The following is a 12,029-nucleotide window of genomic DNA, read 5'->3' on the forward strand; positions in this document are numbered from 1 at the left end:
CGGCAAGAGTGGTATCCATGAACCAGTTACGACTCACCACCACCGCCCTCACCGCCCTGCGCATCGTCCTTGGCTTCCTCTTCGCAGCCCACGGATGGCAGAAGTTCAACGAATGGACCATCGCCGGCACCCAGGCATCCTTCGCCAAAATGGGGGTTCCGGCAGCCGGGCTCGTGGCACCCGCCGTCGCCGTCCTGGAACTGGCGGGCGGCGTTGCCCTGATCCTGGGGATCCTCACCCGAGTGGTGGCCGCCCTCCTCGCCCTGGACATGCTGGGCGCCCTTTTCCTGGTGCACGCTCCCGCCGGCATCTTTGCCGCAAACGGCGGCTACGAACTCGTCCTGCTCCTGGCCGCCGCGGCATTCGCGCTGGCGCTCACGGGCGCCGGCCGGCTTTCCATGGACCGCGCGCTCTTCGGGCGCAGCAACTCGCGGCTGGCCGCCCTCGCCTAGGATCACTTGTCCCACCGGGTGCGACGGCGGCAGGTCACCCAAGGTGGCCGGCCGCCGTCGGGCTTTAATCGCGGCACTCCCGCCGGGAAGTTTGTTTCAGGCCCAACCGGCCGGTAACCGTGGCCCTCAGTAAGATCGCAGCATGACTGAGACCGGCCGCGCCAACTCCGTGACCCTCCGCTTCCTCGCTGCCCCCACCGACGTGGGGCACAGCGGCTCCGTGGACGCAGGCACGGTGCTTGAGTGGGTGGACAAAGCCGCCTATGCCGCGGCAGTGGGATGGGCCAAGTCCTACTGCGTCACCGCGTACGTGGGAAACATCCACTTCGCCGATCCCGTCAACAGCGGCGACATGGTGGAGGTGGAAGCGACCATCGTCTACACCGGCCGGTCCTCAATGCACATCCATACCGTGGTTTCCTCGGGTGACCCCAAAGGCGGCCCTGCCACCATGCGCAGCCAGTGCATGGTGATCTTCGTTGCGGTCGGCCCGGACGGCAGGCCCATCCCGGTGCAGCAGTTCGAACCCCAAACCCCGGCCGAGATCGAGCAACGGGACCACGCGCTGGCCAGGATCAAGGTCCGCGAGCAGATCGTGGAAGCCATGAACCGGCAGGAATATACCGACGCCGGTACGGCCGAGCGGGTGACGCTGCGGTTCATGGCCGCCCCCACGGACGTGAACTGGGGCGGCAAGGTCCACGGCGGCATTGTCATGAAGTGGATCGACGAGGCCGCTTACGTGTGCGCTTCCCGTTACTGCGGCAGGGATACCGTGGCTGTCTTCTCCGGCGGCGTGCGCTTCTACCGGCCGCTGCTGATTGGCCATGTTGTGGAGGTTGAGGCCCGGCTGGTTTACACCGGGACCAAGGGAATGCACATCGCCGTCCATGTCCGTTCGGGCGATCCGAAAGGCCGTGAACTGGCCCTCACCACATACTGCCTCACCGTGATGGTGGCGCGCGACGACGAGGGCAACTCCGTGCCCGTCCCCGCCTGGGTGCCGGTCAGCGAGGAGGACAAGCGGCTCCACGCCCACGCCCGCGAACTCCTGGAGATCCGGGGAACAGCGCCCGGCAACCGCCTGCCGAACCACCTGCTGGCCGCCGCAGGGCCTGCCGGCGGCGGAACCAGCGCCCGCCGGGATACTTAGAAGCCGCCGCCGCCGGTATCGCCGGCCATGTTGGCGAAGCGGGAGTAGTGGCCCTGGAAGGCCACCACAATGTCCTTGGTGGGACCGTTACGGTGTTTGGCCACCAGGATGTCCGCTTCTCCGGCACGGGGTGATTCCTTGTCGTAGACGTCCTCGCGGTGAAGCAGGATCACCATGTCCGCGTCCTGCTCGATGGAGCCGGACTCGCGGAGGTCGGACACCATGGGCCGCTTGTCCTGCCGCTGTTCCGATCCACGGTTCAGCTGGGACAGCGCGATCACGGGGACCTGGAGTTCCTTGGCAAGGAGCTTGAGCGCACGCGAAAACTCGGAGACTTCCTGCTGGCGGGACTCCACCTTCTTTCCCGAGCTCATGAGCTGCAGGTAGTCCAGGATGACCAGCTTGAGGTCGTGCTGCTGCTTCAGGCGGCGGCATTTGGCCCGGATTTCCATCAGGGACATGTTGGGGCTGTCATCAATGAACAGCGGTGCATCATTCATCCGGCCCATGGTGGTGGCGATCTTGGACCACTGTTCGTCCTTGATGGTGCCCTTGCGGAGGTCCTGGAGACCAATGGTGGCCTCGGCAGACAGCAGGCGCATGGCGATCTCATTCCGGCCCATTTCCAGCGAAAACATGACGGTGGCGAGGTTGTTCTTGATGGCTGCGGAACGGGCGAAGTCCAGTGCGAACGTCGACTTACCGACGGCCGGGCGGGCGGCGATGACGATCATCTGCCCCGGGTGGAGCCCGTGGGTCAGCTCGTCGAGCTCATAGAAGCCGGTGGGCACACCCGTCATGCCCTCTCCACGGTGGCCGGACGCCTCAATTTCGTCCACCGTGGACTCCATCACGTCCTTCAGTACCACGTAGTCCTCCGCGGTGCGGCGCTCCGCTACCGCGTAAACCTCCGCCTGCGCCTGGTTGACCAGGTCCTCCACCTCGCCGTCCGACCCGTACCCCAGCTGGACGATCTTGGTTCCGGCGTTCACCAGCCGGCGGAGCACTGCCCGTTCGGCCACGATCTCGGCGTAGTAGCCCGCGTTGGCTGCCGTGGGAACGGTCTGGATCAGTTCGTGCAGGTAGGCAGGGCCGCCGATCCTGTTGATCTCGGCGCGCTTGGTCAGCTCATCGGAGACGGTGACGGCATCGGCGGGCTCCCCCCGGCCGTAGAGGTCAATGATGGCCTCGTAGATGGTCTCGTGCGCGGGACGGTAGAAATCCTGCCCGCGGAGGATCTCAACGACATCTGCGATGGCATCCTTGGACAGCATCATGCCGCCCAGGACCGACTGTTCGGCCGCGATGTCCTGGGGAGGTTTCCGGCTGGCGTCCGATCCACGGGTTGTCTCGACAGGGTCCAGATGCGCGATTGACAAAGCTGCCGTCCTCAATTTATGCCCGGCCTGGCGGCCCGGCGATCCATCCTGTTCGCGGCACCCGGTAACCGGCTCCGCCACCTGCCCAGGTCTACCCGCTGGCCCTGACAATCAAGCGCCGGCGGCTCCGGATGCCCGGCTCCGCAGGAGTTATCCCCACTATCCACAGCTTTTCCACAGAGACCTGCAGGAGGCCGTGCGCCGGGCTGAAAACCGGTGCAGGCATACCCTGTTTTGACCGCGGAGAACAGGTACCCCGCTACGCTAACCGCCCTGGCGCCAGCCGCAAAGCCAGCATGCCGCAGGGGCTGTGGATAACCTGTGCAGTACCGGGCATACCTTGTGCACAGTCTGTGGGGAACACTGTGGATATCAAAGTTTTTTGTCGCCGCTTCCGCCTCTGACCTGGGGAAACACTTGGGACAGCATGTGGAGTAAATATTTCTTCCAAGGAATTTCATCCACAGGCCATTGTTGGCACCACTCGCGGAAAGCGGAGGTAAGGCCGGGCCGGGAGCACTTCGATCGGCGCTGTGGCACTACTCATATTCCCGTCAGGGAGTTTGACCCACACCAGCGGGGCGCTGTATGCGAAGCAGTGAATATGCTGTGGATAACCACGATCTGGATTAAGCTCTAGGTATGGGCGATCTACTGCTGGTGCTGTTGCCGGCGATAGTTTTGGTGGCGCTCATCTGGGGCATTGCCACAGCCCTGCGGCCGCGTGGTGCGGGCACCTCTGAAGCCGAAAAATACCAGCACGAACTTGCCGAACGGTCTGCCCGGCATTACGCAGCCCAGGTCGAGGCGGCCACCGCCGCCCGCGCCCGGCTGGAGGCGGCTACCCACCCAAGCCAAAACAGGCAGCAGCGCATCCAACAGCAGGAACACGGCTGGGCGGATGACCAGCAAAGCAATCGCACCTGGCGAGGGCCAGGAAGTACATAGAACGGCTCGTGAAAATGGAATCGCTTGTGGTCCCGGTCCTTATCCTGCTCGCCGTGGTTGCGGGAGTCACCGTGGCCTACCGCGCGGCCACCAGGCGGAGGGCCGCACATACCGCCTCCCAGTCCCAGCCCGCTGCCACCCCACAGGAGCTGGCCCGGGCTGCGGCAGACCGGCTGTCGGAAGACGAACACCGGCGGCTTTATGCCCTGATTGCCCAGGGCCAGGCCATGGCTGCCATCAAGCTCTACTACGAAATCACGGGCGACGGGCTTCGGGCCTCCCGTGACGCCGTCGGGGCCCTGGCGGCCCATCCCCAGCCCTACCGGAGCCCCGAGTCGGCGCAGGCACCCGAGGCCGACGACGACGAGCCCCAGCGGTTTCCTTACCGCTACCGGGCGATCGCCAGCAAGGGCGACGTCACCCGCGAAGTGAGCAGCAACATGCTCAACGACGAGATCTATGGCAGGATCCGCACCCTTGCCCGCAGTGGCGACACCGAAGCGGCAGCCACTGCACTGTCCAAGCATTCTGATATCTCCATGAAGCAGGCCCGCGAGTTCATTGCGCTGCTGGACGACTGACACCTGCCAATTGAAACGGCTGTACGGCCGGGCTCCCATTCCTGCGAATGGGTCCCGGCCGTACTTGTCCTGTATGCCTTGCCTGGCTCAGGATGAAGATGGGCTGGCTGCCGCCCGCCTACCCGGCACCGCCGGTGGAATCGTAGTAGTGCCAGTACCGGCTTGTGGCATTCACGTCAGCGAGCACCAGCAGGCCGCTGTTGGCCGTGCCCCGCGCAACACTGTTGACGTTCTGCTTGGTCGACGTGACGTTGTGGACGTACTGGTCGGCGTCAACGATCCGGGCCGTCTTGGTGGTGCTGAAGCTGATGTTGTCCAGCGACGTGGATTTCTCGTAGATGGCCCCGCCGGAACTCGTGCATACCCCGGCATTCGTTGTGCCACCCGGCTTCGGATAGGTAGCGAAGGTACGCAGCTTGCGCGCTGCCTCGTCGATCATGACGATCACCCTGTTCGGGCACTCAGACACTGTCGCGATCGTGTATGCAGACCACGTCGACGTAGACGTATTCAGTGCCAGCAACTGGATCAGCGGCTGGGACGCCGAGGTGTACGAGGTTTTGATTGCGGCAAAAACCTTGTCTGTTGAGGCATCCAGCCACTTCAGGTTCATGTGGTCGTCGCCGCTCCGCTGCCCCTTCACCGCCGCCACAGGAGTGGTCCAGGTGGTCTTCGACGCTCCGTCGACGTGGTAGCTCCAGTACATGCCGTCAGTGGAGTCCCCCACCTGCCTGCTCCACATCACACCGATCTTGTTCCCGCTGAACGCGATGACCGCCGAGTTATCGTCCACGGACACATTGCTCAACGACGCCGGATGGGCAAACGGGGTGCCCCACGTGGCGCCGTCCGTGCCGGTGACGTTCATATAGATCCGATTGCCCTGCTGCCACGTGGCCCACACTCGGCCGGTTGAGTCCTTATCAATGGAGATGGTTTCAGTTTTTTGGTTGTTGATTTGGCTGGATCCCAGGCTCGTGTACGACTTGGTGCTCGAGTTGTAGCTGTACCGCCGCATAGTCGTGGGGAAGTTCGGTTCGGACGGCAGGCCGTCATTGACGAACCGGAAGCTCGCGACATACAGGGTCTTCCCGTCCCACAACACGTCATGGTGGGTGTTCGCCCGGGACTCCGTCACCACACCTGTACTCGTCCACGAACTTGTCGAGGCATTGAACCGGAAGATGCGGAAAGTGGAACTGCCGGCGTCCCAAAGGTTCCCCCACCAGGTCCCGTCGTTGAACCACAGCGAATTCGTCTGCCGTTTGGTCCCGGTGGGCGTTGCCGTCCCGGAGTGGGACGGGCCCTGGACGCCTACATCACCGGTAGCGGCGGAGGCGGCCAACGGCGCCACCAGACCACCAAGCACAAGCAGCAGCGCCGTCAGCAGTGCGGGAAACGCCAGTCGGCGTTGACGCATGCGGCGGCCCTCGGGACCGGCAGGTCCCCCTCTAAGAAAGGGCCGGGAAGCCCCGGCACCCCGATCATGCTCGTCCACGTTGGATATTGGATGGTCTCTCAACTTCACTCCCCGGTGTTGAATTATCAGTCAACCCCCAGACTGCTCAGTGTTGGCGGTGGAAGGATCAATAGCAATCCCCGGACCGCCCCCTAAAACCCGCGGCCCGGGTCCCCTAACCCCGAAACCACGGGGTCCGGCACCGGGGGCGGCCGCCCGTGTGTCAGCGGTTCCCGGAAATCCCGGCCAGCAGCTGCTCGAAGGGAAGGGACTCCAGCGGGGCGGGCTTCCGGCCCGGTTGGGGCCCCTGCAGCAGAGTGGTGAATTCACCGGCTGCGCGGTCGATGCGGTCCGCCAGTGACCCCCCGCCCTCTTCAGCTGTTCCCCAGTCCTGGGGTCCGGCAAAGACGCCGGTTGCAGCCATGCGCGTGCGGAGGTAGCTGAACAGTGGCCGCAGCGCGTAGTCCAAGACCATCTGGTGCCGGTCCGTGCCGCCGGTGGCGCCCAGCAGGACCGCCTTGCCGTCCAGCGACTTCGGGTCGAGAACATCGATAAAGGATTTGAAAAGGCCGCTGAAGGAGGCGCTGAAGACCGGTGTCACGGCGATGATGCCGTCCGAGGCCTCCACCCCGGCTATGACCTCGGCCAGGCGTGGTGCGGCATACCCGGTGACGAAGTTGTTGGCGATGTCCACGGCAAAGTCGCGGAGTTCGACGACGTCCACCTCCACCTCGTAGCCCCCGGCCCTGAGCTGGCGCTCGGCGGCAGCAGCCAGCTGGTCAGCCAGCAGCCGGCTGGACGAAGGTACGCCAAGCCCTGCGGAAAGGACGGTGATACGGCGGGTTTCCATGGCATTCTCCTGGTAATCGTTCACTTCAGCATACATGCGTTTGCATCTATACCTGTGAACTGCCGCCGGCAGCGAAGTATTCCCGGACGTGAACCCGGGCCGCTGCGTCAGAGCAGGACGCTTCCCTGGATGCAGGTGGCGGAGTCCCCGCCCACCCAGATGTCCCCGGCATCGGCAGTGATGTGGATGCGTCCGGCACGCCCCAGGACGGTCCCCTGCGAAGCCACATATTCCTCCGGCGCCCTGCCGCTTCCAATGAGCCATTGGGCGGCGCCTGCATTGAAGCTGCCGGTGACCGGGTCTTCGGCCATGGCGTCGCCGGGCAGGAATGTGCGGACCTCAAAGTCGGCGTCTGCACCCGGCTCGTGCGGCCCGACAACGCCGATCTTCAGGTTGCCCATCGCCGCCTGGTCCGGATTCAGGGCCAGCACCTGGGCCGCAGAAGGCAGCAGGACACCGATCCATTCCGGACCATTCACCAGCCAGGACGCGTCAACGATGTCGGCAGCGGACACCCGCAACGCCGCGGCCAGTTGACGGCGGATACCCGCATCCACAGGCCCGAAGCGTGTCAGCGGCGGTGCCGCGAAAGCCAGCCTCCCGCCGTCGCGCTTTATCCGGACCAGGCCCGCAGCGCACTCCTGCACCACGTGGCCGTCAGACCGCGGCACTCCCCCGGCCCGCAGCCACGTATGGGCCGAGCCAAGGGTCGGGTGGCCTGCGAACGGAAACTCTTCGCTGCCGGTAAAGATCCGGACCCGGTAATCGGCGCGGGGATCTTCGGGAGGCAGGAGAAACGTGGTTTCCGAGAGATTGGTCCAGTTGGCGAAGTGCTGCATTGTTGCCGTGTCCAGCCCTTGGGCATCAAGTACGACGGCGAGCGGGTTGCCGCGGTAGGCCTGGCTGGCGAAAACATCCACCTGATGGAAGGGGCGGCTGCGTGGTGTCGGGTTCACCGGAGCAGGCTACCACCGGAAAACGAAAGACCCCCGCCGCCGGAGTCCGGCGACGGGGGTCTTCCGATGCAGTTGAGGACTACTTTCCTGCAACCACGTCGAGTTCGATCACAGCAGCAACGTCAGCGTGGAGGCGGACGTTGGCCTGGTAGGAACCAACCGACTTGATGTGGGCAGGCAGTTCAACCTTGCGCTTGTCGATCTTGCCGAGGCCGGCGGCCTCAACAGCGTCGGCGACGTCGCCCTGCTTGACGGTGCCGAACAGGCGGCCGGACTCGCCGGCCTTGACGACCAGCTTGACCGGCTTGGCGGACAGTGCAGCGGCCTGCTTCTGAGCATCTTCCAGGGAAGCGTGCTCGCGGGCAGCGCGGGCAGCCTTGATGGACTCAACCTGCTTCTCGCCACCCTTCGACCAGGTCAGGGCAAAGTTGCGGGGCAGGAGGTAGTTACGTGCGTAACCGTCCTTGACCTCGACAACATCGCCAGCAGCACCGAGACCGGTTACTTCGTGGGTCAGAATGAGCTTTGCCATGTTAGTTAATCCCTTCCTTAGCCGCGGCCAGCGCCGGAGTAAGGCAGCAGAGCAACTTCGCGGGCGTTCTTGATTGCCTGGGCGATCTTGCGCTGTTCCTGCACCGTAACGCCAGTGACGCGACGGGCGCGGATCTTTCCGCGGTCGGAGATGAACTTGCGCAGCAATGCTACGTCCTTGTAGTCGATGACAGTGATGTCAGCGGCCTTCAAGGGGTTGGACTTTGGTTTGGGCTTACGGAGTTCAGCCTTAGCCATCGTGGAGCTCCTATTCTAGGGAGCCCGTGGATATTGATCCACGGGATGGTGGTGGTCCGACGGCGGCAGTTCCCTGGGTGCCTTTCGGCTCCCTGGGAGGCCCCGCGCCGGACCGTTGTTTGGGTTTTAGAAGGGAGGTTCGGAATCGGGGCCGTTGCCCCAGCCGCCTGCGTTGGACACGCCGGGCGTAGCCCAGGGATCGTCCTGCGCAGCCTGCTGGTTGCCGCCGCCCCAGCCTCCGCCGGCGTTGGCGCCCTGGCTTCCACCAGAGTTGCCGCCGCCGAAACCACCGCCGCTGTTGCCGCCGCCAAAGCCGCCCCCACCCTGTCCGCCGGAGCGCTGGGTACGGTTAACCTTGGCGTTGGCGTAGCGCAGGCTCGGGCCGATCTCGTCGACCTCAAGCTCGATAACGGTGCGCTTTTCGCCTTCTTTTGTTTCGTAGGAACGGCTCTTCAGGCGGCCGGTCACGATGACGCGCATCCCCTTGGTCAGGGATTCAGCAACGTTCTCGGCTGCTTCACGCCAGACAGCGGCGCGGAGGAACAGGGTTTCCCCGTCCTTCCACTCGTTGGACTGGCGATCAAAGGTGCGGGGGGTGGAAGCGATGGTGAAGTTCGCTACTGCCGAACCGGACGGTGTGAACCGCAATTCCGGGTCATTGGTGAGATTACCGATGACCGTAATGGTGGTCTCGCCTGCCATCTACTGCCTCCTTGTTCGATCCTGGGTGAAGAGTGCGTGTCCTGCGGGGTAAAGAATGAAGAGGTGGTGCTGAATTACTCAGCAACAACCTTCTGCTCTTCGGGGCGGGTGATCTTGGTGCGCATGATGGTCTCGTTAAGAGACAGCTGGCGGTCAAGTTCCTTGGCGGTTTCCGGCTTGGCGGTGAAGTTCACCACGGCGTAGATACCTTCGGACTTCTTCTTGATTTCGTAAGCCAGACGGCGACGGCCCCAGATGTCAACCTTTTCGATGGTTCCACCATCGTTGGTGATGACGTTCAGGAACTTCTGAAGCGACGGCTCAACGGTACGCTCTTCGACCTCGGGGTCGATGATTACCATCAATTCGTAAGGACGCATATGTGAACCCACCTCCTTTGGGCTAAGCGGTTACGGCATTTCCGTAACAGGAGGTTCATTTGCGATTCCGTGCAATGCCTTGCCCCGGAACGGAGGCAGGACGCAGCACAGACTTCAATATCCTAGTGCATTTGGACCCGATAGGCGATTCGCGCTTGACTCAAGGCTAGTGCCGTGGTGCGCAGCCCAGGCAGCGGCGCGGCACGCTATGTGGAAAAACCGCGGCTGCTATCCACCCCGCCGCTGAAGCCCCTATTATCTGACACATGCGTCGACCCGCGATGGCCCTGGGGATGGCGGCACTGTTCCTGTCCGGCTGCTCGGCCAGCTCAGCCCAACCCATGACGGACTCTGCCGCGACCTCTGCCGCGGCAAGGCTGGGCTGGGGCACGCCGATCGCCGGCGACGAGTTCAATTACGCCGGGGCACCGGACGCCGCGAAGTGGTCCGTGTACGACAGTGACGGGCACGCAGGGAACGGCATACGCAGTCCCCGGCAGGTCACGGTGGATGGTTCCAGGCTGGTCATTACCGGAACCTCGGATGGCACGACCGCGGGAATGAGTGCCAAGTTTGGCCTCCAGAGGTATGGCCGCTGGGAAGTCCGGGCAGCGGGCTCCGGGGACGATGAATACCATATGGTGTCGATCCTGTGGCCGGACAGCGGGCACTGGCCCTGTGACGGTGAAGTGGACTATGCGGAGACTACTGGTGACTGGAACCGCACCAATTTCTTCCACCACTTCGGATGCTCGAACGCTAAGACCTCTGTTTCCAAGCCCCTGGACGTCACGCAGTTCCACAACTACGCAGTTGACTGGTCCCCCGGCGGCATCATCGGCTACGTCGATGGCGTGAAGTGGTTTGAGGACAGCGACCCCACGCATCAGCCGCCGGGGTCGATGCACCAGACGTTGCAGCTGGACTGGTTTCCGGACGGCACTCCCAACGGTCACGGCGAGATGCGGGTGGACTGGGTTCGCGTCTACGCCCAAGGTACCCCCTCTACCTGACGCACCGAACGGGACAAACCCCCAACGTACTTAACGCCACGCCCGGACGTGCCCCTCCACCCCCAGCCCTGCGAAAAGCGCGCCATTCCCCACGTAGCAGGCGATGCAAAAGGCGAGTACTCACTACCGGTGTTTACCCGGGCGGCCTACCCTACGCTCGATTCTGCCGGCGGAGTTTTACGGCCGGGGTTTCGAATCCGTCTACGGGCACTGGGTGGATTGGCCCGGGCCGGAGCTGTATTCGGCCGACACCAATCAGACAGGGGAGGACTATGAGCACCAGGCGGGCGAAGGCACTGCACTTCGACATTCACGGCCGCGTCACGATCAGCGTCGACGCAATGGCCCCCACGGCAAGGCAGCTTCAAAGCATGTTGGCGTGTTTCGCCTCCGACACGGAGGATCGGCAGCCCGACATTATTGTTGATGACCGCCCCGAGCCTATGCCGAATGCCGGCTTCGTCGAGCATGAGCTGGCGTACACGGACAACAGTGTGCGCTTCCAGGCTGACCGGGTCCAAGTTGTCAGGGGTGCAGAGCAATGGCGTATTCACGGACCCGGAGAGCTCTTGACCTCCGTGGTACCGGTTCTCGATGCCGCCATGATCTCCCGCGGGGCGGCCATGATCCACGCGGCAACGATGGCCTACCGGGGCCACGCCATCGCGCTGCCCGCGGCCGGCGGGACCGGTAAGACCAGCACCGCCGCCAAGCTGATGCGGCGTGAGGGCTGGTCGTTCATGGGTGACGACTGGGCATTCCTCGCCGAGGACGCAACGCTGCTTGGATACGCGAAGCCCATGTTCATTAAGCCGCATCACCGCGCAATCTACCCGCACCTGTTTGAAGGTGCGCGCAAGCCCCTCGTCCCCTCCCGGTTCTCCGGGAGCATCGGACGCCTCACCACTGTGGTGCACCCGTTCGTTATCCGTTATCCACGCCTGGCCGACTTCTCCCGACGGTGGTCGCCGGAGCACCGCATGGTCACCCCGGAGGCAGCGTTTCCCGGGCGGAAGGTGACCACCTCAGCGCCGCTTGCGGCCGCCATATATGTGGAGCGCTACGAGGGCGCACGGTCACGGGTTGTTGAACGGACCACCGACTGGATGGTGGACCGCATGATCGGCAACTTCCATATCGAGATGGCGAGCTTCTCGCAGCGGGTCGTTACCGGCCTCGCGGCAAGCTCCGTGGTCCCGTGGCGCGAACACTTCGCGGCGAAAGGACTCGTTCTCAGCAAAGCCCTGGACGGACGCCCCTGCCACCTGTTCCAAGTCCCGGCCGCCTACTCCGCGGACGAGGCATCGGACGATATTGTCCGGCACCTGGACGAGCTGCTGCCGTCGATCCTCGACGAGCAGGCCTAA

General features: G+C 63.9%; 14 protein-coding genes. 6 read left to right on the plus strand and 8 right to left on the minus strand.

All coding sequences use genetic code 11. The features are described from left to right. The first annotated feature begins 17 nt into the window (after positions 1-17). Together ACEN9K_RS00790 and ACEN9K_RS00795 are read left to right on the plus strand one after the other, a co-directional pair. Positions 18-452: a DoxX family protein gene (locus ACEN9K_RS00790; RefSeq protein ID WP_495635041.1), complete on the plus strand. Its 435-nt coding sequence runs from the start codon at positions 18-20 to the stop codon at positions 450-452. A 142-nt stretch (positions 453-594) separates the two neighbouring features. Then, positions 595-1,605: an acyl-CoA thioesterase gene (locus ACEN9K_RS00795; RefSeq protein WP_056392374.1), complete on the plus strand. Its 1,011-nt coding sequence runs from the start codon at positions 595-597 to the stop codon at positions 1,603-1,605. On the opposite strand, the gene dnaB is transcribed toward ACEN9K_RS00795, so the two are convergent. Then, complete coding sequence (gene dnaB / locus ACEN9K_RS00800; RefSeq protein ID WP_134164865.1) at positions 1,602-2,984, minus strand: replicative DNA helicase; 1,383 nt, start codon at positions 2,982-2,984, stop codon at positions 1,602-1,604. The genes ACEN9K_RS00795 and dnaB overlap by 4 nt on opposite strands. A 642-nt stretch (positions 2,985-3,626) precedes the next feature. Here dnaB and ACEN9K_RS00805 point away from each other — a divergent pair. Further along, positions 3,627-3,932, plus strand: a complete 306-nt coding sequence (locus ACEN9K_RS00805) for a hypothetical protein (protein WP_056392372.1) — start codon at positions 3,627-3,629, stop codon at positions 3,930-3,932. Between the two features lie 14 nt (positions 3,933-3,946). Beyond that, the gene (locus tag ACEN9K_RS00810) at positions 3,947-4,513 is read left to right on the plus strand and encodes a hypothetical protein (RefSeq protein WP_018769830.1); all 567 of its coding nucleotides are present in this window, start codon (positions 3,947-3,949) and stop codon (positions 4,511-4,513) included. A 118-nt stretch (positions 4,514-4,631) separates the two neighbouring features. Here ACEN9K_RS00810 and ACEN9K_RS00815 read toward each other — a convergent pair whose 3' ends face one another. From ACEN9K_RS00815 to rpsF, 7 genes are all read right to left on the minus strand, one after another. Then, on the minus strand, positions 4,632-5,933 hold the full coding sequence (locus tag ACEN9K_RS00815; protein WP_478222645.1) for a hypothetical protein: 1,302 nt from the start codon (positions 5,931-5,933) through the stop codon (positions 4,632-4,634). Positions 5,934-6,195: 262 nt separating this feature from the next. Beyond that, positions 6,196-6,822 (minus strand): FMN reductase, encoded by a 627-nt coding sequence (locus ACEN9K_RS00820; protein ID WP_495635042.1) that lies wholly within the window; start codon positions 6,820-6,822, stop codon positions 6,196-6,198. A 107-nt stretch (positions 6,823-6,929) separates the two neighbouring features. Beyond that, a complete protein-coding gene (locus ACEN9K_RS00825; protein WP_495635043.1) occupies positions 6,930-7,778 on the minus strand; it encodes a PhzF family phenazine biosynthesis protein in 849 nt (282 codons plus the stop codon). A 79-nt stretch (positions 7,779-7,857) separates the two neighbouring features. After that, positions 7,858-8,310: a 50S ribosomal protein L9 gene (rplI, locus tag ACEN9K_RS00830; protein ID WP_018769834.1), complete on the minus strand. Its 453-nt coding sequence runs from the start codon at positions 8,308-8,310 to the stop codon at positions 7,858-7,860. A 17-nt stretch (positions 8,311-8,327) separates the two neighbouring features. Continuing rightward, positions 8,328-8,567: a 30S ribosomal protein S18 gene (rpsR, locus tag ACEN9K_RS00835; RefSeq protein WP_003800144.1), complete on the minus strand. Its 240-nt coding sequence runs from the start codon at positions 8,565-8,567 to the stop codon at positions 8,328-8,330. A gap of 126 nt (positions 8,568-8,693) precedes the next feature. Continuing rightward, on the minus strand, positions 8,694-9,269 hold the full coding sequence (locus ACEN9K_RS00840; protein ID WP_018769835.1) for a single-stranded DNA-binding protein: 576 nt from the start codon (positions 9,267-9,269) through the stop codon (positions 8,694-8,696). 74 nt (positions 9,270-9,343) lie between these two features. Beyond that, a complete protein-coding gene (gene rpsF / locus ACEN9K_RS00845; protein WP_013602900.1) occupies positions 9,344-9,649 on the minus strand; it encodes a 30S ribosomal protein S6 in 306 nt (101 codons plus the stop codon). A 266-nt stretch (positions 9,650-9,915) separates the two neighbouring features. On the opposite strand from rpsF, the gene ACEN9K_RS00850 reads away from it, so the two are divergent. Continuing rightward, complete coding sequence (locus ACEN9K_RS00850) at positions 9,916-10,662, plus strand: glycoside hydrolase family 16 protein (RefSeq protein WP_495635044.1); 747 nt, start codon at positions 9,916-9,918, stop codon at positions 10,660-10,662. A gap of 272 nt (positions 10,663-10,934) precedes the next feature. Further along, entirely contained in the window at positions 10,935-12,029 is a 1,095-nt protein-coding gene (locus ACEN9K_RS00855; RefSeq protein ID WP_018769838.1) for a hypothetical protein, read from the plus strand.

This window comes from Pseudarthrobacter sp. Pseusp20, from assembly GCF_059492155.1.